This is a genomic window from Saliphagus infecundisoli (assembly GCF_020177375.1).
In the GTDB taxonomy this organism is placed as follows: domain Archaea; phylum Halobacteriota; class Halobacteria; order Halobacteriales; family Natrialbaceae; genus Saliphagus; species Saliphagus infecundisoli.
The window spans coordinates 1-23,758 of record NZ_JAIWHV010000041.1 but is presented as its reverse complement, the minus strand read 5'-3'; the positions used below and the strand labels follow the sequence as shown (position 1 = coordinate 23,758).

General features: G+C 67.7%; 20 protein-coding genes and 1 pseudogene. 15 read left to right on the top strand and 6 right to left on the bottom strand.

What is annotated here, in order from left to right; all coding sequences use genetic code 11:
- Positions 1-399: 399 nt before the first annotated feature.
- A pseudogene (locus LCF40_RS23615) lies at positions 400-924 on the bottom strand (hypothetical protein); the annotation flags it as partial.
- A 396-nt stretch (positions 925-1,320) separates the two neighbouring features.
- Between LCF40_RS23615 and LCF40_RS21400 the strand changes: the two are divergent.
- Positions 1,321-1,899 (top strand): metal-dependent hydrolase, encoded by a 579-nt coding sequence (locus LCF40_RS21400; protein ID WP_114577118.1) that lies wholly within the window; start codon positions 1,321-1,323, stop codon positions 1,897-1,899.
- A 226-nt stretch (positions 1,900-2,125) separates the two neighbouring features.
- On the opposite strand, the gene LCF40_RS21395 is transcribed toward LCF40_RS21400, so the two are convergent.
- Together LCF40_RS21395 and LCF40_RS21390 are read right to left on the bottom strand one after the other, a co-directional pair.
- The gene (locus tag LCF40_RS21395) at positions 2,126-2,902 is read right to left on the bottom strand and encodes a formate/nitrite transporter family protein (RefSeq protein ID WP_114577117.1); all 777 of its coding nucleotides are present in this window, start codon (positions 2,900-2,902) and stop codon (positions 2,126-2,128) included.
- A 415-nt stretch (positions 2,903-3,317) separates the two neighbouring features.
- Positions 3,318-3,647 (bottom strand): ArsR/SmtB family transcription factor, encoded by a 330-nt coding sequence (locus tag LCF40_RS21390; protein WP_224830167.1) that lies wholly within the window; start codon positions 3,645-3,647, stop codon positions 3,318-3,320.
- On the opposite strand from LCF40_RS21390, the gene LCF40_RS21385 reads away from it, so the two are divergent.
- Positions 3,600-5,549, top strand: a complete 1,950-nt coding sequence (locus LCF40_RS21385) for an outer membrane protein assembly factor BamB family protein (RefSeq protein WP_224830166.1) — start codon at positions 3,600-3,602, stop codon at positions 5,547-5,549. The genes LCF40_RS21390 and LCF40_RS21385 overlap by 48 nt on opposite strands.
- Before the next feature lie 230 nt (positions 5,550-5,779).
- On the opposite strand, the gene LCF40_RS21380 is transcribed toward LCF40_RS21385, so the two are convergent.
- Positions 5,780-6,781 (bottom strand): TatD family hydrolase, encoded by a 1,002-nt coding sequence (locus LCF40_RS21380; protein WP_224830165.1) that lies wholly within the window; start codon positions 6,779-6,781, stop codon positions 5,780-5,782.
- A 132-nt stretch (positions 6,782-6,913) separates the two neighbouring features.
- Between LCF40_RS21380 and LCF40_RS21375 the strand changes: the two genes are divergently transcribed.
- Together LCF40_RS21375 and LCF40_RS21370 are read left to right on the top strand one after the other, a co-directional pair.
- Complete coding sequence (locus LCF40_RS21375) at positions 6,914-7,957, top strand: WD40/YVTN/BNR-like repeat-containing protein (protein WP_114577114.1); 1,044 nt, start codon at positions 6,914-6,916, stop codon at positions 7,955-7,957.
- Positions 7,954-8,361, top strand: coding sequence for a DoxX family protein (locus LCF40_RS21370; RefSeq protein ID WP_224830164.1), 408 nt, complete (start codon positions 7,954-7,956; stop codon positions 8,359-8,361). The genes LCF40_RS21375 and LCF40_RS21370 overlap by 4 nt, the downstream gene beginning before the upstream one ends.
- A gap of 6 nt (positions 8,362-8,367) precedes the next feature.
- On the opposite strand, the gene LCF40_RS21365 is transcribed toward LCF40_RS21370, so the two are convergent.
- On the bottom strand, positions 8,368-8,955 hold the full coding sequence (locus tag LCF40_RS21365; RefSeq protein ID WP_114577112.1) for a conditioned medium-induced protein 4: 588 nt from the start codon (positions 8,953-8,955) through the stop codon (positions 8,368-8,370).
- Between the two features lie 145 nt (positions 8,956-9,100).
- On the opposite strand from LCF40_RS21365, the gene LCF40_RS21360 reads away from it, so the two are divergent.
- Positions 9,101-11,230 carry a (Fe-S)-binding protein gene (locus LCF40_RS21360; RefSeq protein WP_224830163.1) on the top strand — a complete coding sequence of 710 codons (2,130 nt, stop codon included), beginning with the start codon at positions 9,101-9,103 and terminating at the stop codon, positions 11,228-11,230.
- A gap of 11 nt (positions 11,231-11,241) precedes the next feature.
- Here LCF40_RS21360 and LCF40_RS21355 read toward each other — a convergent pair whose 3' ends face one another.
- Positions 11,242-12,531, bottom strand: coding sequence for a cytochrome P450 (locus LCF40_RS21355; protein ID WP_224830162.1), 1,290 nt, complete (start codon positions 12,529-12,531; stop codon positions 11,242-11,244).
- 84 nt (positions 12,532-12,615) lie between these two features.
- On the opposite strand from LCF40_RS21355, the gene LCF40_RS21350 reads away from it, so the two are divergent.
- The 10 genes from LCF40_RS21350 to recJ all read left to right on the top strand — a co-directional run bounded on the left by LCF40_RS21350 (position 12,616) and on the right by recJ (position 23,568).
- Positions 12,616-13,257 (top strand): helix-turn-helix domain-containing protein, encoded by a 642-nt coding sequence (locus LCF40_RS21350; RefSeq protein ID WP_114577109.1) that lies wholly within the window; start codon positions 12,616-12,618, stop codon positions 13,255-13,257.
- 49 nt (positions 13,258-13,306) lie between these two features.
- A complete protein-coding gene (hemB, locus tag LCF40_RS21345) occupies positions 13,307-14,308 on the top strand; it encodes a porphobilinogen synthase (protein ID WP_224830161.1) in 1,002 nt (333 codons plus the stop codon).
- A gap of 390 nt (positions 14,309-14,698) precedes the next feature.
- Positions 14,699-16,423 (top strand): ammonium transporter, encoded by a 1,725-nt coding sequence (locus LCF40_RS21340; protein ID WP_224830169.1) that lies wholly within the window; start codon positions 14,699-14,701, stop codon positions 16,421-16,423.
- Positions 16,424-16,466: 43 nt separating this feature from the next.
- Complete coding sequence (gene hemL / locus LCF40_RS21335) at positions 16,467-17,813, top strand: glutamate-1-semialdehyde 2,1-aminomutase (protein WP_224830160.1); 1,347 nt, start codon at positions 16,467-16,469, stop codon at positions 17,811-17,813.
- Between the two features lie 58 nt (positions 17,814-17,871).
- Entirely contained in the window at positions 17,872-18,543 is a 672-nt protein-coding gene (locus LCF40_RS21330; RefSeq protein ID WP_224830159.1) for a hypothetical protein, read from the top strand.
- A gap of 49 nt (positions 18,544-18,592) precedes the next feature.
- The gene (hemC, locus tag LCF40_RS21325; RefSeq protein ID WP_224830158.1) at positions 18,593-19,705 is read left to right on the top strand and encodes a hydroxymethylbilane synthase; all 1,113 of its coding nucleotides are present in this window, start codon (positions 18,593-18,595) and stop codon (positions 19,703-19,705) included.
- Complete coding sequence (cobA, locus tag LCF40_RS21320; protein ID WP_224830157.1) at positions 19,702-20,466, top strand: uroporphyrinogen-III C-methyltransferase; 765 nt, start codon at positions 19,702-19,704, stop codon at positions 20,464-20,466. Before hemC ends, cobA begins: the two co-directional genes overlap by 4 nt.
- The gene (locus LCF40_RS21315; RefSeq protein ID WP_224830156.1) at positions 20,463-21,206 is read left to right on the top strand and encodes a uroporphyrinogen-III synthase; all 744 of its coding nucleotides are present in this window, start codon (positions 20,463-20,465) and stop codon (positions 21,204-21,206) included. The genes cobA and LCF40_RS21315 overlap by 4 nt, the downstream gene beginning before the upstream one ends.
- A gap of 123 nt (positions 21,207-21,329) precedes the next feature.
- The gene (locus tag LCF40_RS21310; protein ID WP_224830155.1) at positions 21,330-22,097 is read left to right on the top strand and encodes a hypothetical protein; all 768 of its coding nucleotides are present in this window, start codon (positions 21,330-21,332) and stop codon (positions 22,095-22,097) included.
- Between the two features lie 40 nt (positions 22,098-22,137).
- Entirely contained in the window at positions 22,138-23,568 is a 1,431-nt protein-coding gene (gene recJ / locus LCF40_RS21305; RefSeq protein WP_224830154.1) for a RecJ family nuclease, read from the top strand.
- Positions 23,569-23,758 lie beyond the last annotated feature (190 nt).

Here is a 23,758-nt window from a genome sequence, read left to right as displayed (position 1 = left end):
TTTCGACAGAATTGATGTTGTTGGCATCCGTTTCACCCGATGACGGCCTATCTGATGACGTGGAAATCACAGACATCAGGCCGTCACTACCGGCTCACGCCGGTTTTAAATAGTCGAAACGCCACAGGGAAATACCAATGAGGCCAGCAATCGACATTTCGCACGGCTTGCACGGACGGCTCAAAGACTACGCAGAAGCGAATGATGTGGACTTGTCAGAAGCTTATGTAGAAGTGTTAGAAGCCGGTCTTGAAGCGTTGGAGACTCAAGATCAGCAGTAACTCGGCGGTTTCTTACCGGAGCTTACGCGATTCACGCCCTTGAGCAAACCGAAGGTTTGCGATGCCCATCAGAACGAGTGCGTTCTGAGGACGGCCGTGAACGGCGGGACTCTCTCGCTGTTGAAAGGTAGTCCGTACACTCGCCCCAGGCGACGGGCGCGATCTCGTCGTCGATGTCGTCGGCCGCCTCGACGGCCTCCCGGAGGTCGGCGAGGGTGAAGCCGGGATCGGTCGCGTACTGGTCGACGAGCCGGTCGGTCAGTGCGACCCGCCGACACGTCTCGGCCTCGAACAGCTAGTCGCCGTCGAACGTGAACTGGACGTCGTAGTGGCGGACGAACACGTCGTCGAACGGTTCCTGGACGGCATCGATCGCGGTGCCGACGAGCTCCCAGACGAGGTCCATGTCCGGGGTCTCGACGTCCTCGCCCAGCGAGAAGCGAACGATGGGGACGACGACCGGCTCGCCATCGGGCCCCTCGTTGACGACCGCGACGCCGGTCACGCCACAGTCCTCGACCCCGGAGTCCCCGGGGGCGAGGAGATCGCCGAGCGTCTCGTCCGCCGTGTTTTGCCGGGCTTCGAAGTCGACCTGTTCGTCGGGCGTCTCGGTCCCCAGTAAGCGCTCGAGCAGTGACGGAATCGTTTTCCGTTCTCGCCGGCTCCACTTCGATATTACGGCGCGACCGGTGACCCGTCGGTCCGGCGTCGACGGCGGGTGCTCGGCGAGAACCGGTCGGAGACGGAATCACCGCCCCCTGCGTGAGCATATCGGGGGCGGGTGACGTGAGTTGGCAACGGTGGCGTCGACCAACGGAGGGGTCGACATCGAAGCTGTGGTTTCCAATGGTAATAAACTTGTCGCCGGCGGGCGCTGACGACCGGTGACCGGGGGTCGTCCGGGGATCTCGAGGATCGGGTACGCTCCACGTCGAACGAGCCGCTGGTCGTGTCGCTCTCCGTTCGCTGTACGCGACCCGGCCACAACCCAGGGGCCGAGCCACAAGGGCTATCATCGTCCCTATAGTCGTCCACCGTGATGGTCGACGTGAGCGGACATTTTGCGATGGCGCTGTTGTTTGCGACGCCGGCGTGGCTCCTCTGGGGCCGGCGCGGTGCCCTCGGGTTCACGGCGTTTGCGCTGGTGACTGCGATGCTCCCCGACCTCGATCTGGTGCTCCGGCAGGTGCTTCCGATTACCCACCACGGGGTGACCCATACGATCGTGTTCGTCGGGGCCGTAAGCGTCCTCAGTGGCGCGGTCGCCTCCCGATGGCTCACCGTTCGATTCAACGAGAACCGCTGGATCAGAAGCACGACGATCACCCGCGATACGACGTTCGCGTTCGCGACGCTGGGGATGCTCGTCGGCGGTTTCAGCCACCTGTTCGCGGACATCCTCTCGGCGCCCGACATTGCGGCGCCGCTGACCCCGTTCTGGCCGATCTATAACCAACCGGTGATCGTCGACGTCATCTACTACGACTCCCCGGTCTGGAACTTCGGGCTGCTTGCCGTAGCAGTCGCGCTCCACGTCGCGCTCGCGCGCTACGAGAGCTATCCGATCGAGACCCGGTTCCGGATCGGCGACTCGACGAGCGACGACCGTTTTTACTGAGGCCCTCCCCGGGGCGTCCTCGGGAGAAGGGCTCGTCGTCGTTGACGCCTGTAGTCGACAGGGAGGACGGTCCCAATGACAGGCTATACGCGCCGAACAGCATACAGTTGGTCACAACCGGTGGCGATCACCGACGCTCCACGCGAAAGCGTACTTGTGAACCGAGGAAACGCGCGACCTGACTATGCACATCGTGGATTCCCGTTTCTGTAGGCGCGAGAGAGTCTCAATTCGCCCCGCGAACGACGTGACCGTATTTGAGCAGGCCGACGAACACTGCGCCGCCACACGCGTTTCCGGCCGTCGACAGGGCGAGAAAGGCGAGATACTGGAGCACCGTGATCTCCGGGGAGATGAACACCCCGAACAGCACCTCGACGTTGCCCGCGATGGAGTGAGGGAGGTGGAGGAGTCCGATCGTAGCGGTCACGATCCAGATGAGCACCACCCGGGCCAGCGTCCCCTGTGCGGCCGTGATCAGCCACGCCAGCAGCCCCATCAGCCATCCCGCGAAGACGCCGGCGACGAACAGCCAGTGTAAGTCGTGCGTGACGAGTTTCAACGCGATCGTTTCGAACGCCTCCGGCGAGACGACGCCGAGTCCGGGCATCAAGACCACGGCGAGGAGGGTGAACACGAGGCCGCCGCCGATGTTTCCGAGATACACCAACCCCCAGAGACGGGTCAACTCGCCGAGCGACGCCTTCCGGTCGAGGACCGGGACCACGGCCAGGGTGGTGTGTTCTGTGAACAGTTCCGACCGGCCCAGGATCACGAACATGAAGCCGACCGCATACATGCTCGCCACCACCAACTCGGTCGTGAGGTCGCCGAACGATCCCTCCGAGAGGGTCAGGACGACCGCCATCAGAAGCGGGCCGAACCCAATATCGAGGCCCGCCGAAAAGCCCGAGAGCAACAGCCCGGATCTCTCGCGATTGATCTCGTGGAGCCCGTCCTCGATCAACGAATCGAGAACGTCTCGCGTCGGTATCTGTTCCATGACCGCGACCCGATCGGATCCTGAGTCATCCACGAGTCTCTACCCGCTGTCGGCTTGCAGTCGAGCCGGTATCCGTTTTTTCGTTGCTCACGACGGTCGGTCGCGTGTGAGTGTTTCGGACGGAAACGAATTCTCACTCGCGCTCCATCCGTTTGGTCCCGTCTCAACCGTCGAGACCGGTTTCCGACCCCGGCTCAGACGAGCGACTGCCGGGCGTGTTGACGCCGCCCCATCCGACCCACGATGCCGGCGAATCCGAGCAGGACCACCCCGATGAAGACCACGGCCACGTCCACCATACCTGTTTCCGGTGTGATGGTAGCCGGGACCGATCACTTACGTTGCGGGGTCGGTGACGCGGGCTCTCCCGGCGGAGGACGGGTCTCTTCGACGAATCCATGGGCGAAACGGCTTCTCAGTCGTTCCAGGGGTCGGTGAACTCGCGAGACCCCGTCCTCGTAGAGAGCGTGAGATCGTAGCTGCCGTCATCGAGTTCGATGCTCAGCCGCTGCAATCGCGCCGTGAAGATCCGCCTGTGATCCCCCTGTTCGTCGTACTCCCTGCGGGTCTCTATGAGGTCACACCGCTCGAGTTTCTCCGTCCGGCGGTACACCGTCGACAGGGAAGAGTCACATCTCTCGCTGAGTTCCTTTGCCGTCATCGGACCTTCGCTTACGGCCGCGAGGATCGACCGCGCGTGCTCGTCGTCGAGGAGGGCGAACACGTCAGTGGGATCGTAACTCATCGCCTACCCTTCAGTGTCGATCGACGTACACTACTGGCAACGGGAACGACGCTTGCGGCCGGCGGGCTGTTCGGTTCGCTCCCGGCGGCTGCGGACGAACACGGTGAGGGCGGCGACGACAACGCGCTCGAGGAGCCGACCGGGGTCGCCTGGCGGTACGACGGCTCCCACGACGTCGACGCGACCGTCGCAGCCGGTGGCCGGATCTACACCCTGGCCGACGGCGGCGTCGTCGCGATAGACGCAGAGGACGGCTCCCTGGTATGGGAGACCGGCGATATCGGCGCGGAGCGGACCCTCGCGGTCGCGGAGGGCTCCGTCTTCGTCGCGGGCGATCCGGTGCAGGCCCTCGACGCCGAGAGCGGCGAGGTCCGCTGGGAGGGCGAGATCGCCAGCCAGGAGATGGCGGTCGGTCACGGGATGGTCTACGCTTCCTCGGAGGGCAACGTCTACGCGCTCTCCGGCGCGGACGGCTCGGTCCAGTGGAGCCGCGAGAGCGCCACGGTCGAGACCGACGACGGCGAGCGCGCCGCAGCGGAACTCGTCCTCGGCGACGTCGGCGAGGATGCCGTCTACGCCGCCGATTCGGACGAGCACCTGATCGTCGGCTTCGACCCGACGACCGGCGAGACGGCGACCACGATCGCCCAGAATCAGCCGGCGGACCTCCTGACGGCAGGATCGGGCCACGTTGCGAGCTATCCAGCCCACGATACGGCGTTTCTCATCGAGGTCGCGACCGAAACACGGACCGACGTCCCCCAGTCGGTCGCCCACACCATCGTCGGCGACACCTACTTCACCACGACGAGAAACGGCGGCCTCGTCGCGTTCGACCTCTCGGACACCGCGGAACGCGCCTGGGAGCTCGGCACCGGCCTCGGAACCGAACACGACCTCCCCGCGGTCGTCGGCGGAACGGCCGTCACGACCCACGTGCCGCGACCGGCCGACATGCCCGACGAGGAGGACAACGAGGACCGCGTGGTGGCCCTCGACGTCGCGAGCGGCGAGGAGCAGTGGCGATACGTCTTCGAGGGGACCGACGGCGTGGAGCTGGCCGACGCCGACGGCGACACCGTCTACGTGAGCCGAAACGGCGAGTTGCTCGCCCTGCGACCCGAGGAGGAGTCGGGAGATGACGGGGGCTCCGAGGACGACGAGCAAGGAGATGAACCTGAAGAGCATGAAATCCCGGGCGAGGCCGAAGTGATCGGTTATGAGGATACCGAGCACGTCGACGTGACTCACGACTTCCCCAGCCAGTCCATCGGAGAGCGTGCCTGCCGGCTCGACGTGGGCGTGATAAACACGTCTGAGGATCGAGAGCTAAAGGTCAGGTACGCCGCCTCGACCTACGACGCGGACGACGATCACATCGACACAGTCACCAGTGGGACGGTCGTCCTCGAGCCCGGAGACGACACCGACGCAGAATTCGCGATCGGGTGTGAGGAGGATGGCTCCTACGAGGTGTCGGTCGACGTCATGCACTCGACCGAGTACAATCCCGACGACGGTGACAACCCAGCTGACGATCAGGACGACACCGACGACGACGACGATGACGAGATTGAAGACGATGAGGACACCGGAGAGAACGACCAGGAGGACGGCCCACCCCTCGAGCTCTCGGTGTCGGCTCCCGACTCGATCGCCCGCGGGGAGACCGCGAGCGTCGACGTCAGGATCTGGAATCACGGCGAGGACGCCGCCGAGATCACGGTCTCTCTGGAGGCCGGCGACGTCAGCGACTCGATGACCGTCGAGATCGCTCCCGGCGACTGTTACGCGAGTTTCCACACCGTCCCGTGTGGCGACCTCTCGCTGGGCGACAACGAGTGGACGATCACCGCCGGTGAGGTGACCGAGAGCGGAACCCTGGTTCTGACGGATAGCTAGACGGACCGCTTTCTCCCGATCTCCGCCTCGTACGTAGCCGAGAGGGCCGTCTTCCTTGCGAGTCCCTTTCTGCGTGGCGGCCCCCGCTCGAGGATCGACGCGCCGGGAGGCGCCGGTCGGGGTCCCGGTGGCGAGCGGACTGACCTCGTTTCCGGTCGCACGGGTCCGACCTCCCTCCCGGGGCTACTCCGAGGCCGTGGGTCCCCGACACCGACGGACGGCAGTCCGTGTCATCCCCCGATACCGAAGACCTGGCGGGGGTTTTCGAGCACTACCGTCCGGATCGCCTCGGGATCGATCCCGTAGCGATAGAGCTCGAGGATCGCCCGCTTCAGCGCAAAGGGGTCCGTCCGGAGCACGTTCGCACAGTCGGTGTCGACCATGATCCGGTCGGGGCCGTACGCCTCGATGGCGTCGGCGACGTCCTCGGCGTCGACGCCGATCAGCCACGAGTGGCCGATCGTGTAGCTCAGATAGCAGTCGGTCTCCTCCATCAGGTATGCGGTGTTATCGAGATCGGCGTGGGAGGCGACCACCCGCTCCTCTGCCAAACCCGCGTCCCGGGCGGCCTCGACGTCGATCTTCACCGCCTCCAGCGCCGGGTTCTCGCCGTCGATCACGGGGTCCTGGCCCAGTCCCGGGTTCTTCTCGTAGCCGGGAGTCCCCAGTTCGGGGCGGTACGACCGCCCGGAATCGCGCGACTGGTTGGGCGTGTGCAGGATGACCGGGAGGTCGTGGTCGGCCGCGAGTTCCATCTGGGCCTCCACGACGGCGCGCTGTTCGTCGAGTTCCCAGCGGCTGACGTGCTGGCTGGGCGTGACGCCGGTTTCGCCAACGGCGACGACCTCCTCGAGTTCGAGATAGTCCCCCATTGCCCCGAGCAACTCGTCGGGGTTCTCGATCCGGACGCCGGTGTGGATCCCCAGGCCGAGTTTGGCCTCGACGAAGTGGTCGCGTTCGATCGCCGGGCGGCGATTGATCGCGTCGTCCCAGAGGTACCGGACGTCCGCGGCCCGGACTGGCTTGTAGGGGGTCCAGTGGTAGCCCGAGGCGACCATCACCATCGCTCGACAGCCCGCGAGGGCGTAGCGCTCGCGGTCGTCCCAGGAGAGGGTGTGGGCGTGGTTGTGGACGTCGATCCAGGGGAGGTTCAGGAGTTCGGTGGGATACTCCGTCTCGCGGTCTCCGTACGCTGCGTCCGTCGGGCGCCTCGTCGGCTGTGATGGGGTCATGGTGGAGTCGGTGTTCGAACGGATCGGCGTCCGGCGGCGGCGTGGCCGTCGGATCGCCCGTCCGTGGTCTCGTCGCGACGGTGTGTTTTACAGCGCGGTAAACCTTATTATGCGCCCCGGTCACACACCTGTATGTCACTGTTGATCGGGACGGACGACGGCCTCCACCGGGTCGACGAGGTGCCATTCGAGCGCGACGAGGTCGAGGAAGCCCTCGACTGCGGGGTCGTGACGGCGGTCCGGTCCTGGGAGCATACCGAAGGAACGTTCGTCGCGAGCGAAACCGGCGCCTACCGCTCGACCGACGGCGGCGAGACGTGGGCGGACCTGGAGGTCCCGCTTGGCGATCGGTTCTGGCACGCCGGCGAGAGCGAGGTCTGGTCGATCCTCGCCACCCGCGAGGCGCTGTACGCCGGCACGAACGACCCCTACCTCTATCGTTCGACCGACGACGGCGAGACCTGGTCGGAGCTGAAGGGCTTTCGAGAACTCCCCTCCCGGGGCCACTGGGAGTCGCCGATCGATCCCCACTACGCCCGGCTTCGCGCCCTCGAGACCGTCCCCGGCCGGCCCGACCACCTGATCGCCGGCGTGGAGGCTGGCGGGATCCACGTCAGCAGGGACGGCGGACGGACCTGGCGCGACGGCCGGGACGCGATCGTCGACGACGTCCACCAGGTGCGTCCGATCTCGGAGGACGTCTGGCTCGCGACGACCGGCTATCTCGACCTCGACCTCGAGAACCTCGGGCTGGGCCACGCGGTGGGCGAGGGCGGGCTCTGGCGGACGACCGACGCCGGCGGGTCTTGGCAGCGCATCGACCGTGGGAACGACTACTCCTATGTCCGCCGGGTGTTCGTCCACGACGGAACCCTCTTGTTCTGTGGCGGCGAGGAGGCGCCTCCGGCGTGGGTCGACGACTCCCACGAGGTCGCGCTGTTCGAATCGACGAACTTCGGCCGGGACTGGGAGCGGGTTTCCTTCCCCGGCGAGCCCCACGAGGTGATCGAGACCTGGACCGTTTACGACGGGAGCGTGCTCTGTGGCTCCGGCCTCTTCGACGTCCCCGACCAGCGCGACGACGTCTCCGGTCGGATCATGCGCCGGCGTAATGGGGAGTACGAGACGGTCGGACGCGTCGGCGCCAACGTCAGCCGGATCGGGGTGGTCGAATGACCGATGGCCGATACAGCGACCCGCCCTCCGCGCTCGGCCGGGCGCTGTACGGCGGGATATTGGCATACATGGCCCTGGATGGCTTCCGGGACAACGAGAAACGCGTCGCGATCGCGGCGGAGAAGGGCGTCCCGATGCCCGATCTCCTCGTTCCCTTCGTCACGGGGATGCTCTTCGTCGCCAACTGCGGGATCGTCCTCTGGAGGTTCCCGCGGGCGTCGGCGGGCGCCCTCGTCGTCTTCTTCCTGGGGACGACGCCCGCGATCCACGACTTCTGGCGGCTCGAGGGAAGCGAACGGCAGGCGAACAGGATCAACTTCCTGAAAAACGTCGCCCTGCTCGGCGCCGCCGTCGTCTTTCTGGACGCGGCCGACCGCGAACGGGCCGACGAGTCCCGGCCGTAGACGGGGCTAGAAGGAGACGTCCGTCTCCATCCCCTCGGTCGCGTCCTCCAATCCGTCCTCGCGGACGTCCTCGGCGAGCCGTGCCCGGAGGTCGGCGTCGGCCAGCAGGCTGTCGAACTCCTCGCGGTAGCGGTCGTTTGCCGCCAGGGACTCGTCTCTGGCCGCCGCGACGCGGCGATACCGGCGGACCGCCTCGGGATCGAGATCGAACTCCGCGGCGAGGCGGTCGTCGTCCTCGATCTCCCGGACCGTAGGGAGGTCGACGCCCTCGCCGTCGGCCTCGGTGACGAGGTGGAGGTCCATCCGGGCGGCAAAGACCGCCTCGGGATCGCGGCCGACGACGTCGGCGATCTCCTCGTCGTCGCTCCCCTCGTAGAACTCCTCGACGACCGAGAGGAGTTCGTCGTCCCCCAGATCGCTCTCGAACCCGTAGCGCTCGCGCATCTCCGCGACAATTTCCTCGAGGCGCTCGTCGACGCTTCGCTCGTCGCGGTCGAGCGAGCCGCGGCCCTCTTCCTGGGACTCGGTGACGGTCTCCTCCCCCTCGGTGACCTCCGTGAAGATGTCCCGGAGCTCCTCGGTCTTCTCATCCATGGACAGTGACTGGCGAGTGGCGGCTATTTAAGGCTGTTGTCGGCCCTCGTCGGGTGGGAGTGAGTCGCGTTCGGAGACGATCACGGCGATCCGAACCCTCCCGGAAGGTGACAAGAGTTAAGGCCGTCGTTGTCGGTGAACGACCATGGCAATTCTTGCGGCCGCGGCCGGTTCCCCGACTCGCGAGACGTTCCGGGGGATCAGCGGCGTCGAGGAGCTGCTCTTTTACTATCTGGCGGCTGTCGCAGTCGTCGTCCTCGCCTACGGCGTCTACGCTCGCTTTGCCCGGTATGCCGAGGGTGTCGAGGATCCGATCCCCCGGCTCGACGACCTCGGCGAGCGGACCGTCGAGGCCGCACGGATCGCGCTCTCGAACGAGAGCCAGTTCAACCGGGATCTCTACGGCGGGCTGATGCACGCCTTCATCATGTGGGGCTTTCTGACGCTGCTGATCGCGACGACGATCCTCGCCGTCGACCTCGAGGTCTGGCAGCTCCTCCTCGGACGGAACTCCTTCTGGGTCGGCGACTTCTACCTGGGCTACCAGTTCGTCGTCGACGCGATGGGGCTGCTGTTCGTCGTCGGGATCGGGATGGCCCTCTACCGGCGCTACTGGGTCCGGAAAGACCGGCTCTGGGGCCGGCACACCTCCCGGGAGGACACCCTCTTCGTCTGGGTGCTCTTCGCGCTGGGCGTCGGCGGCTTCGTCCTCGAGGGTCTCCGGATCCTGGCGACTGGCTACCCTCCCTTCGAGGTCGTGAGCTTCGTGGGCTGGGGGACGGCGCTCGCCTTCGAGGCCGCCGGCGTCACCCCCGACCTCGCGGACTCGCTGCACTGGTGGGCGTGGTGGTCGCACTCGCTTCTCGCGCTCGCCTTCGTCGCCTGGATCCCCTACGCGAAGCCCTTCCACATGCTGTCGTCCTTTGCGAACGTGGTCGTCCGCGACGAGCACTCGGGCGCCCGACTGCCCGGGATCCCGGCGGATCTGGAGGCGACCAGCGCCGAGTCCATCGACGACTTCACCTGGTCGGAGCTGCTCGATCAGGACGCCTGCACGAAGTGTGGCCGGTGTTCGTCGGTCTGTCCCGCGAAGGCCGCCGGCCGCCCCCTCGACCCGCGGGACGTCATCCTCGATCTGAAGGGCTATCGCGAGCAGCGGGCCGACGACGGGGGGGAGCAGCCGATCGTCGCCGACGGGGGCTCCTCGGTGATCGACGCCGAGACGATGGAGTCCTGCCTGTCGTGTCTGGCCTGCGTCGACTCCTGTCCCGTCGAGATCGACCACCTGAACTCCTTTACCCGGCTCAACCGTCAACTCGTAGACCAGGGCGACATCGATCCGGGGGTCCAGGACGTCTTCCAGAACGTGATGCAGGACGGAAACACGTTCGGCAACTCCCAGCGGTCTCGGGCCGACTGGGCCGATTCCCTGGAGTTCGACCTGACGGACGCCCGCGAACAGGAGGTCGAGTACCTCTGGTACGTCGGGGACTACCCGAGCTACGACGACCGGAACAGGAAGGTCGCCCGCTCGCTCGCCCGCATCTTTGACGCCGCCGACGTCTCCGTTGGAATCCTCTTCGAGGAGGAGAAGTACGACGGCAACGACGTCCGCCGGCTGGGCGAGGAGTTCCTCTTTCTCGAGCTCGCGGGCCACCACGTCGAGTCCTTCGAGGCCTGCGAGTTCGAGACGCTCGTCTGTACCGACCCCCACAGCTACAACACGTTCGAAAACGAGTACACCGAGGTCGACTTCGCGACCTGGGCCGACGACCCGATGATGCCCTTCGACTACGACGAACAGTGGAACCGGGACGGAGAGATCGAGGTACTCCACTGGACCCAGGCCGTCGAGGACCTCGTCAGCGAGGGCCGGCTCGACCTCGCGGGGGACGAACTCGACTACACCGTCACCTACCACGATCCCTGTCACCTCGGGCGATACAACGACGAGTACGAGGCGCCACGAGAACTGATCCGGGCGACGGGCTGCGAGCTCGTCGAGATGCCCCGGAACCGCGCGAACTCCTTTTGCTGTGGCGGCGGTGGTGGGGGTCTCTGGATGGAGTTTGACGACGACCCGAAGCCGAGTGAGGAACGACTTCGGGAGGCGATCGAGGACACGGCCAGCGGGGTCGAGAAGTTCGTCGTCGCCTGCCCGATGTGTACGACGATGTTCGAGGACGGCCGCAAGACGGGCGGCTTCGAGGAAGACGTCGAAATCGTCGACGTCGCCGAGTTGCTCGTCGAGGCGATCGATCGGGACGCGGCGTAGTCGGCGTCGAGCTATCGCCGAACACGCAACGGGACGGGTCCGTCGGGCCGGCAGGTCAGCGCCGGCGTCGGCGAGGGCTCGGTGTCGGGGGTCGCCTCGAGGTCCACCGACCGGAGGATCGACGCGACCGCGAGCCGGAGCTCGAGGAGCGCGAACCGGCGACCGATACAGGCCCGCTTCCCGCCGCCGAAGGGGAAGTAGGCGAAGTCGGGGCGCTCTCGATCCTTCGACCAGCGCCCCGGCCGGAACGCGGTCGGCGCGTCGTAGTAGCGGGGGTCGCGGTGGATCGCCCACTGGGGGCAGACGACCCGGGTGTCCGGGGGGATCCGGTAGCCGGCGACGGTGTCCGACCGCTCGGTCTGGCGGAAGAGCAGGTACGACGGCGGGTAGAGCCGCAGCGCCTCGCGGATGGCCGCGTCGGTCCGGGGGAGGTCGGTCCTCGCCGAGAGCTCCCCCGCCGACCGGACCTCCCTCGCGACCCGGTCGTACTCGGCGGGGTGGGTCGCAAGCGAGGCCAGCGTGTAGGTCAGCGCGACGGCGGTCGTCTCGTGGCCCGCCAGCAGGACGGTCAGCAGCTGGTCGCGGACCTCGCTTTCTGTGATCTCGCCCGCCTCCATCGCCGAAAGCAGCGTCGCACAGAGATCCTCGTCGCCGGGTTCTCGCCGGTCGATCAGCCGGTCTACGATCTCCTCCAGATCGCCGGCGGCCCGCCGGTAACGGCGGTTCGCGGGCGTTGGGGCCCACAGCGGTATTTCGACGGGGAGTCTGGAGGGCGCGAACCGGTCGGTGATTGCGTCGACGCGCTCGGCGATCGTCCCGGCCTCCTCGAGAGAGTCGAGGCCAAACATCGTCGAGGCGACGATCGAGAGCGTCAGCCGGGTCGCCTCCTCGTGGACGTCGATCACCTCGCAGTCGGCCCATTCCCCGACGACCCGCTCGGTCTGGCCGACCATCTCCTCGGCGTAGGCCGCGATCCGACCGGGGGTGAACGCGGGCTGAACCTGCCGACGGCCCCGCTCCCAGCGCTCGCCACGAGCGGTGAGGGCACCCTCGCCGAGGAACCCCCCCAGCAGGTCGCGCTCGCGGTCGTCCTTGCGGTATCGGTCGCGTTCGGTCACGAGCGCACGCTCGACCAACTTGGCGTCAGCATAACAGACGAACGACAACCCGGGGATCGATACCCGGAACACTGGACCGTATTCGGCGGCCGCACCCTCTAGGAAGTCGAAGGGATCGCTGCCGACCTCGAGGGCGCTGCCGACGACAGGAAGCCTGCCGACCGTGGGGATCGTCTCGCTCATACTCCCTGTTCGGACGCGCTGTCGGTGGGTGTACTGCCGGTTGGGACCGGGTATTTATATATTGGCCGCCCGGACCCGATCCCGATGAAGTACGCCCGGATCCGCGTCACGGGGGCCGAATCGACGCCGGTGACGTCGCTGGCAGCGAAAGAGGGCGTCGAGACCGTCCACTTGCTCGCCGGCGGCGTCGAGGACACCGACACGCCGACGTACTCGCTGTCGATCGCCGGCGGAGAGGCGGCGGTCCGGTCGGTGCTGACCGACGATCCCGACGTCATCGAGTGGGCAGTCGCGGGCGCCGAGGCGGGATCGGTGTACGCCTACGTCCGGTTCCGGGCCCCGCCCGCGGTCGGCCAGCTGCGCGAGCGGCTCACCCGGGGGAGCCTGGTCGTCCTCCTGCCTGCGACGTTCCGGGCCGAGGGCGTCGAGTTGACGGTCGTCGGGCCCCCCTCCGAGCTCTCGGACGCCTTTGAGGGACTTCCGGAGAGGCTGTCGGCGACCGTCCTTGAGGTCGGCACCTACCGGGGCGGCCGACTCCACCGAGGGTCGTCGCTGACCGACCGCCAGCGCGAGGTCCTGACGGCGGCCTACGAACTGGGCTACTACGAGCGCCCGCGGCGTGCGAGCCAGGAGGCGATCGCCGCCGAACTCGGGCTCGCTCCGAGCACGGTCGGCGAACACCTCCGGAAGGGCGAGCGCCGTCTGATCGCGGATCTCGTCGAGTAGCCCGCTATCGAGGCGAGGCGCTTTTCCCCGCTCCGACGAACCCGGAGACATGGACCTCACCCACCGCCCCCGCCGGCTCCGGCGGGATCGAATCCGGGGACTGGTCAGCGAGACCTCCCTCGAGCCCGCGGATCTCATCGCGCCGGTCTTCGTCGACGCAACGACCGACGAACGGGTCCCGATCGAGTCGATGCCGGGCCACGAGCGGGTCCCCATAGCGGAGGCCGTCCCTCGCGTCGAGGAGGTCCTCGCGACCGGCGTCGAGGCCGTCATGCTCTTCGGCATCCCCGAGTCGAAGGACCCCGAGGGTTCTCGCGCGTGGGCCGCCGACGGCGTCGTCCAGGAGGCCACCCGACGGATCATGGGAGAGACCGACGCCTACGTGATTACGGACGCCTGTCTCTGTGAGTACACAGACCACGGCCACTGCGGCCCCTTAGAGGAGGAACTGGCGGAGGCGGCCGATCCGGGCATGGCCGACTCGACGATGACGGTGGACAACGATGCGACTCTCGAGGCCTTACAGCGGATCGCGGCCTCCCAGGCCCGGGCGGGCGCTGACATGATCGCCCCCAGCGGGATGATCGACGGGATGGTCGGCGCGATTCGAGAGGGGCTCGACGGAGCGGGCTACCGGGAGGTGCCGATCATGAGCTACGCCGCGAAGTACGAGAGCGCCTTCTATGGACCGTTCCGCGACGCCGCCGACGGCGCGCCCGCCTTCGGCGACCGGAGACACTACCAGATGGACCCGGCGAACGCCCGCGAGGCCCGCCGGGAAGTCGCCCTGGACGTCGAGCAGGGCGCCGACGTCCTGATGGTCAAACCCGCACTCCCCTACCTCGATATCGTGAGCGACCTCCGCCGGGAGTTCGACCACCCGATCGCCGCCTACAACGTCTCCGGGGAGTACGCGATGCTCCATGCGGCTGCCGACCGGGGATGGCTCGAGCTCGAGGCGGTCGCCCGCGAGTCGCTGCTCTCGATCAAACGCGCGGGCGCGGACCTGATCCTCACCTACTTCGCCGAGGACGTCGCCCGATCGCTCTGAGGCCCCGGCGGACGAACGTCAACCACTCCCAAGACTGACACGCGCGCCCGGCAGTACTTGCCGCGCGCGAGTCACGAACGTCCCGTTTCTCCCGATCGAGCGCGGAATTTACCGCCCCTTTCGCCTCCCGGGGTCGATGATCGTCCAATATATAACCGATGGGCGGATCTTCCGTGTACGATCACCGTCCTTCGAGAGTATTAGGTAACCTTATATTAGGAACGAATACGGGAGTATAGCGATATATTTGGCCATTCGTCAACACCAATTCTTATATAGAATAGAATGCTGGCTCACAACCGTGAATTGGAGCACGATCATGAGCGAAAACCAATCGGACATGGACGTTCGTATACTGAAAGATAGCCGCAGTGGGAGGGTAGAGAGATGTTGGAACTGACGCCGCTGCAGACCGACGCGGAGATGATGGTGGAGGCAATCAACTACACGTGGATCCTGGTCGTCACGTTCTTGATCTTCTTCATGCACGCGGGCTTCGCGATGCTCGAGGCCGGTCAGGTGCGCTCGAAGAACGTGGCGAACCAGCTGACGAAGAACCTGCTGACCTGGTCGGTCGGCGTGACGGTCTTTTTCCTGATCGGGGCCGGCGTGGATAGCTTCGTCGGGGGGGCCGGATTCTCCCCCGCCTTCGGGAGTTCCGGCACCGGCTGGATCGACTGGCTCTACGGCGCGGTCTTCGCGATGACCGCGGCGACCATCGTCTCGGGGGCCGTCGCCGGCCGGGCGAAGCTCCGGGCGTACGTCGCGTACACCTTCCTGCTGGCCGCGGTCATCTACCCGGTCGTCTCGGGGATGGCCTGGTACGATGCCGGACTGCTCGGCATCGACGGGGCGGTCGGCTCCGCCATCGGTGCGCCCTTCGACGACTTCGCCGGCGGGACGGTCGTCCACGCGATGGGCGGTATCGCCGGCCTGACCGCGGCGTGGATCCTCGGCCCGCGCATCGGTCGGTACAACGACGACGGCTCGGCGAACGTCATCCCCGGTCACTCGATGACCTTTGCCGTCCTCGGGACGCTCGTCTTGGCCTTCGGCTGGTACGGCTTCAACGTCGGCACGTCCGCGATCTTCAGCGACGGCGCGTTCGTGGGCGACCAGCTCGGCCGCGTCGCGCTGACGACGACGATCTCGATGGCCTGTGGTGCGATGGCCGCCGGGGCCGTCGCACTCGTAAAGACCGGCAAGGTCGACACGCTGTACGTCGCGAACGGTCTGCTCGCCGGCCTCGTCGGGATCACGGCGATCCCCCACGCCTCGACGTGGTGGGGCGCGTTCCTGGTCGGCGGCCTCGCCGGCGCACAGCTCCCGATCGTCTTCGGGTTCGTCGAGAACACCCTCAAGATCGACGACGTCTGTGCGGTCTTCCCCGTCCACGGCTCGGCCGGGGTCCTCGGGACGCTGATGCTCCCGGTCGTCGTCGCACCGGAGTACCTCGACGCGGCCGGAGTGACGAGAGGAGAGATGTTCCTCGCTCAGCTCGCTGGCGTGGTCATCATCTCCGTCTGGACGATCGTCACGACCGCCCTCATCTGGGGGGCGTTCAAGGCGGTCGGCCAGGCCCGAGTCACGCCCGAGCACGAACAGGACGGCCTCGACGTCTCCGAACACGGCGTCGACACCTACCCCGAGTTCGGCGAGCCCAACGTCGCCACCGACGGCGGCCCGGAGATCCGGACCGACGGCGGTGAGCCGAGCGACGAATCGCGGTCCTCGTCGGAGCTTCGCACCGACGGCGGCCTTCCCAACGACGGCGACCTCAAGATGATCACCGCGATCATCCGTCCCGATCGGCTGGGCGCGGTCAAGAAAGCCCTCGCCGAGACCGGAGCACCCTCGCTGACTGTCACTAACGTCTCGGGACGCGGTTCCCAGCCCGCAAAGAAGGGTCAGTGGCGCGGCGAGGAGTACACGGTCGACCTCCACCAGAAGGTCAAAGTCGAGTGCGTCGTCGGCGACATTCCGGCGACGGACGTCGTCGAGGCCATCGGCGAGGCCGCAAACACCGGCGAGCCCGGCGACGGGAAGATCTTCGTCCTTCCCGTCGAGGACGCCTACCAGGTCCGGACCGGAAACACCGGCACCGACGCGGTCTGATCTTCTCGGTACTACTTTGAGGGGTCGCGGCCAACCCCCTCGCATGAACCACGATCGCTCACGCGCGCTGTACGATCGGGCGCTGTCGGTGATGCCGGGCGGGGTCAACTCCGCCGTCCGCGCGGCGATCGAGCCCTACCCGTTTTTCGTCGAGAAGGGCGAGGCCGGCCACGTGGTAGACGCCGACGGCAACCGCTACGTCGACTGGGTGATGGGACTCGGTCCCCTCCTGCTCGGCCACGACCTTCCCGACGAAGTGGGGGCGGCGATCCAGCGCCGGGCGAGCGAGGGCCCGATGTATGGCACCCCGACCGAGGTCGAAGTCGAGTTAGCGGAGTTCGTCGCCCGTCATGTCCCAAGCGTCGAGAAGATCCGGTTCGTCAACAGCGGGACCGAAGCGACGGTGTCGGCGGTCCGCCTCGCACGCGGACACACGGGCCGGAACAAGATCGTCGTCATGCAGGGGGGGTACCACGGCGCCCAGGAGTCGACGCTCGTGGAGGGCGACGCCGCCCAACCCCGGCCCTCCTCTGCGGGGATCCCCCAGTCCTTTGCCGAACACACCCTTCCGGTCCCGTTCAACGACGAGGCGGCGATCCGGGAGGTCTTCGAGGCCCACGGCGACGAGATCGCCTGCGTTCTCGTCGAGCCGATCCTCGCGAACTACGGCATCGTCCACCCCGAGGAGGGCTACCACGAGTTCCTCCGGGAGATCACCGAGGAGTACGGCTCCCTCCTCGTCTTCGACGAGGTCATCACCGGCTTCCGGGTGGGGGGACTGGGCTGTGCGCAAAGCGAGTTCGGCGTCACCCCCGACCTCACAACCTTCGGCAAGATCGTCGGCGGCGGGTTTCCGGTCGGGGCGATCGGCGGTCGCGCGGAGATCATTGAGGGCTTCGCGCCCGCCGGCGACGTCTTCCAGGCCGGCACGTTCTCGGGGCACCCGGTCACGATGGCCGCCGGCCTCGAGACCCTGCAATACGCCGCCGAGAACGACGTCTACGACCACGTCGACGGCCTGGGCGAGCGCCTCCGAGCGGGTCTGACCGATATCGTCGCCGACCGGGCGCCCGAGTACACCGTGGCGGGAACCGCCTCCATGTTCAAGCTGATCTTCACGCGCGAGGGCCCCGGCAGGGACGCCCTCGAAGAGCAGTGTTCGGCGGGCTGTCGCCAGGAGCCGACCTGTCCGCGCTACGACTTCTGTCCGAAGAACGCAGGCGACGTCAAAGCCGCCGAGACCGACCGCTGGCGACGGATCTTCTGGGGACAGATGGAAGACCAGGGGATCTTCCTCTCCCAGAACCAGTTCGAGAGCCAGTTCGTCAGCTACGGCCACACCGAAGCGGACGTCGAGGAGACCCTGGAGGCGTACAAGGAGGCGCTCTGAGTGGGCGCTTCGAGCGCGGACGAAAAGAAGTAGTTCGTCCTCGCCCGAACGTCGGGATATGCGAGGACTCCCCGAGTCGATCCGGCCGGACTCCCGGGGCCGGCTGATCGAGCGGCTCTGTTATCTCCTCCCGCCGACGCTCGGAGTCGGCGCCGTCGGCGTTCTCCGGGACGCCGAGTTGGGGGTTCCGCTTCTCTCCCGGGGGCTGGTCCTGGTCGCAACGTTCGGCTACACCGTGCTCTCGCTTGCGCTCGCAGCGGCCGTCTTCATCGACGCCCGGGAGGTCCGCCACGTCGGCGGCTGGGAGCCCCGCCCGCTCCTCTACGGCGCCGCGACGCTGCTTGCGGCGCCCGCCGTCGCTCCCGTCTACCTCGCGCGCCGCCACGTCGGCTTCGGGACGCCGCCCGACCGCCGAGAGTGGTGGCCCCTCGTCGCGCTCTCGCTCGCGACGACGCTCGTCGGCGCCGGCCTCGCGGCGGTCGCGCTCGTCCTGGCGATCCCGGACCTGTTCGGGTGGGCCGTCGGGATCGCGGGCGCGATCGCCGTCGGCGCGTTCCCGGTCGCGATCCACCGCGACGCCGCCTACGTCAGCTTCCAGCACGCCGGCTGGGAGCCCAACCCGGGGCTCTACCTCGGGCTGGCCTCCCTCTCGCTTTTCGTCCCCGTCCTCCAGCCCCTCCTCGCGGCGTACTACCTCCACCGCCGGCGGCGGACGGTCGGCTTTCGGTGAGCGATGGGCGGAGCGTGCGGTTTTCATACCCCAGGCGCCCAGGTCCGGTATGAGCACACCCGAGAGCCTCCGACTCGCCACGCGCGGGTCGGACTTAGCCCGGCGACAGGCCGCCATGGTCGCCGAGGCCCTGGAGAACCACCGCTACGAGGTCGAACTCGTCACCGTCGAGACCACCGGCGACCAGATCAGAGACGAGTTGATCCACCGGCTCGGAAAGACCGGCGCCTTCGTCCGCGAGCTCGACGAGCGCGTTCTGGAGGGCGACGTCGACGGGGCCGTCCACTCAATGAAGGACATGCCGACCGATCAGCCCGACGAACTCGTGACCGCGGCGGTCCCCGAACGGGGGTCGCCGGGCGACGTCCTCGTCACGCCGTCGGGCACCTCCATCGAGGAGCTTCCGGAGGGCGCGACGGTCGGCACCTCGAGCCTGCGGCGGCGAGCCCAACTGCTCTCCCGGCGCCCCGACCTCGCGGTCGAACCGCTGCGGGGAAACGTCGATACGCGGATCGAGAAACTGCTCGCGCCGACGCTCCAGGCCGAACACGAGAAGCGGGTCGAAGCCGAGAAAGAGCGGAAAGGGAACACGGGAGACGAATCGTTCGAGCCGGAGTACGACCGCCGTCCGGAGGAGTGGTTCGACGAGTTAGCCGAGATCGAACGCCGCGCCCTTGAGCGCGAGGTCGAGATCGAGTACGACGCGATCGTTCTCGCGGCCGCTGGAATCGAGCGAAGCGGGCTCGACGACCGGGTTGCGCTCTCTCGACTGGCGCCGACCTCGTTTCCGCCCGCGCCGGGCCAAGGCGCGCTCGCGGTGACCGCCCGCGACGGCGAGCTGGCGGAGGCGATCCAGGACGCGATCGACCATCCCCGGAGCCGGGTCGAGACAACCGTCGAGCGCACCCTGTTGGCGGAACTCGGCGGCGGCTGTATCGCCCCGATCGGCGTCTACGCGCTCGTCCAGGGCGAGTACGTCGACACGACGGTCGCGGTCTTCGATTCCGACGGCGAGGAGTCGGTCGTGGCCAGCCGGGACCTCCCCGTCGAGAGCCATCCGGGAGCGAGCCGGGAGTTCGCCCGCGACCTCGCCGACCGGGGGGCCGCCGAGTTGATCGAGGCCGCCGGCCGCGAGGACGAGCCCGAGCCCGAAGGGAAATGATGGGGACCGTCTACCTCGTGGGAAGCGGTCCGGGCGACCCCGAACTGCTGACCGTGAAGGCCAAACGGCTGCTCGAGGAAGCCGACGTCGTCCTCCACGACAAGCTTCCGGGCCCCGAGATCCTCGAGTCGATCCCCGAGGAACGCCGCGAGGACGTCGGCAAACGCGCGGGCGGCGAGCGGACCCCACAGTCCGCGATCAACGAGCGGATGGTTGAACTCGCCCGGGAAGGCAAGGAGGTTGTCCGGCTGAAGGGCGGCGACCCGTTCGTCTTCGGGCGGGGCGGCGAGGAAGCGGAGTATCTCGCGGCCCACGAGATCCCCTTCGAGGTCGTCCCGGGGATCACCTCGGCGGTCGCCGCGCCCGCGGTCGCGGGGATCCCCGTCACCCACCGCGAGGCCGCCTCCTCGGTCTCGGTCGTCACCGGCCACGAGGACCCCACGAAAGCGGAGTCGGCGGTCGACTGGGAGGCGCTGGCGGCGACGGGCGGAACGATCGTCGTCCTGATGGGTGTCGGGCGGCTTCCCGACTACACCGAGGCGCTCCGGGAGGCGGGTCTCGCCCCCGAAACGCCGGTGGCGCTGATCGAGCGCGGGACCAGAGGGGGTCAGCGAGTCGCCGTCGGAACCCTCGAAACGATCGTTTCCGTCCGCGACGAGGCGGGGATCGAGCCGCCCGCGGTGACCGTGATCGGCGAGGTCGCGGCCACCCGCGAGCGAGTGATCGAGTTCCTCGCGAACGAGTCGGGTGGCGAGCCGTGAGGGATCTTTCGGTCGCGGTCTTCCGGCCCGACGACGGCCGTCTCGCCGAGGCGGCGGAGCTGATCGACTCGCTGGGAGCCCGCGCGATAGCCGACCCGATGCTCGCCGTCGAGCCCACTGGCGCCGCGCCGCGCGAGGACGCCGACTACGTGATCCTCACGAGCAAGACCGGCGCCGAACTCGCGGCGGGGGCAGGCTGGGATCCCGGAACCTCGACGGTGGTCGCGATCGGTCCAGCGACCGCGGACGCGTTGGGCGCCGAAGGATACGACGTCGATCTCGTTCCCGACGACTACTCCTCGTCGGGGCTGGTCGCCGCCCTCGAGGAAGGGGTCGCGGGGGCCCGCGTCGAGGTCGCCCGGAGCGACCACGGGAGCTCCGTGTTGACCGACGGACTGGAAGCGGCGGGCGCCTACGTCCACGAGACCGTCCTCTACCGGCTCGTTCGGCCCGAGGGGAGCGGCGTCTCGGCCGAGCGGGCGGCCGCGGGGGAGGTAGACGCCGCCGCGTTCACCTCCTCGCTGACCGTCGAGCACTTCCTCGAGGCGGCCGACGACCGCGGCGTTCGTGAGGAGGCGATCGACGGGCTCGCGGACGCGGTCGTCGGGGCGATCGGCGAACCCACCAGAGAGACCGCCGAGACCCACGGGATCGGAATTGAGGTGGTTCCCGAGGACGCCGACGCCGAGCAACTCCTCTGTGCGGTCGTCGAGCGGGCGGCGCCGACCCGCCACGAATGACGACGGTCACCGACCGGAGAGCCTCAGCGACCGGCGAGTCTCGCCCGCGCGGGACCGTCGTTTTTCACCGAATGAAGCGGTCGGTCGCATTATAACTGTCCCGGCGGTGATGGTCCGTTCGCGATGATCCGCCCCGACTACACCCTCGCGCTCTACGAGGATCTCCTCGACGCCGCCGTCGACGCGGGCTACGCGTTCGCGACGATCGAAGACGTGCTGACGGGATCCGAACCCGACGACCCCCACGTCGTCGTCCGCCACGACGTCGACCGCCGGCCCCGAAACGCCCTTCTGCTGGCCCGCGCGGAGGCCGACCGCGGAATCTCCGCGACCTACTACTTTCGCACCGGCACCGCCACGCCCGAGCGACTCGCCCGCGTCGAGTCGCTGGGCCACGAGGTCGGCTACCACTACGAGGACTTCGTGCGTGCCGGCGGCGACCACGACCGCGCCCACGCGCTGTTCGCTGAGACCCTCGCTTCCTTCCGCGAGCACGCCACGATCCGGACGGTCGCCGGCCACGGCAACCTCTCGAGATACACAAACATAGATCTCTGGGACCGCGGCCCCTCTTTCGCCGACTACGACCTCGCGGGCGACGCCTGCCGGTCGATGGACCTCCACGGAACGTACGCCTACCGGTCGGATACCGACCGGCGCTGGGGGGCGGCCGGCGAGCCCGAAACGACCCCCGAGTTGATCGCCGAACTCGAGGCCGGCGAGTTAGACCGGGTCGCCGTCCTCGCCCACCCGAGCCGGTGGACGACGGACGCCCTCGAGTACGTCTACCAGCTCGGCTGGGACGCGGCGGCGACCTCGGCGAAACGCGCGGTCAGGGGGACCGCCCGGATCGGCACGGCGACCGCGAGGGTCCGGGAAGCCGCCCCGTAGATCCGCAACTTTATCCCCGAAGACGGCCCACTCCTGCCCGATGGCCGTCCCGGTCCCCGAACTCGAGGAGCGTGCGCTCGCCTGTGCCGAACGGCTCGCGGCGGCCGACCGAGTCCTGCTGGCTTCCCACATCGACGCCGACGGGCTCACGAGCGCCGGGATCGCCGCGACGGCCCTGGAACGCGCCGAGATCCCCTTCGAGTCGGTCTTCGAGAAACAACTCGACGACAAGGCGATCGCCGCCATCGCGGCCCGCGAGGAGGAGACGGTCCTCTTTACGGACTTCGGCAGCGGCCAGCTCGAGGCGATCGGAGAGCACGCCGACGAATTCACGCCGGTGATCGCCGATCACCACCGGCCCGCAGAGACCGGTTTCGAGCCAGATCACCACATGAATCCCCTGCTTGTCGGGATCGACGGCGCCGCCGAACTCTCAGGGGCGGGGACGACCTACGTCCTCGCGCGGGCTCTGGAGTCGGTCGCCGGCTCGGAAGCGGACAACCGCGACCTCGCGGCTCTGGCCGTCGTCGGCGCCGTCGGTGACATGCAGGCATCGGGTGGAGAGCTCGAGGGCGCGAACGCCGAAATCGTCAAGCAAGGGGTCGAGGTCGGCGCCGTCGAGACGAGCACCGACCTCGCGCTCTACGGCAAACAGACCCGCCCGCTGCCGAAACTCCTCGAGTACGCGACGGACGTCCGGATCCCGGGGATCTCGAACGACGCCGGGGGCTCGCTGCGCTTTCTCGAGAGCCTCGACGTCGATCTCCGGACCGCCGAGGGATCCTGGCGGTGCTGGTCGGAACTCGCAGACGACGAGAAGCAGTCGGTCGCGAGCGGGCTCGTCCGGCGGGCGGTCTCGAAAGGCGTTCCGGCCGAAAAGATCGAGGGGCTGGTCGCGACGAGCTACGTGCTCGCGGGCGAACCCGTCGGCAGCGAACTCCGGGACGCAAGCGAGTTCTCGACGCTGTTGAACGCCACCGCCCGCTACGCCAGGGCCGACGTCGGTCTGGGGGTCTGTCTGGGCGACCGGGAGGGCGCCCTGGATCGCGCCCGAACGCTCCTCCGCGAACACCGTCGGAACCTCGCCGAGGGGATCGAGTGGGTCACCGAGGAGGGGGTCACCCGCGAGGAGCACGTCCAGTGGTTCCACGCCGAAGATCGGATCCGGGAGACGATCGTCGGCATCGTCGCCGGGATGGCGATGGGATCGGAGGGGGTCAGCCGCTCGCTCCCGATCGTCGCCTTCGCGGAAAAGGAAGGCGAGGCGGGTGAGATCAAGGTCTCGACTCGCGGGACCGGCCGACTCGTCTCCCGGGGGCTCGACCTCTCGACTGCGATCGGCGAGGCCGCCCGGGCCGTCGGCGGCGACGGGGGCGGTCACGACGTCGCGGCCGGTGCGACGATCCCTGCGGGCCGCGAGTCGGCGTTTCTCGACCGTCTCGATACGGCCGTCGGCGAACAACTCTCCTGACCAATTTCGACATCGTACAGTCCTCCTCGTCGCCACAAGCCTGGAATACGGAGCCCGATACTCCACGCCTCTGGGATGTAAAGCGTCTACAAACGAATCGCGGTAGAATCAGATGAAATCTGAGGCGAATTCTGTCGAATCTACGTGACAATCTGTGATTCGGTGAGCAAGATGTGCTGAGTGGCGTGCA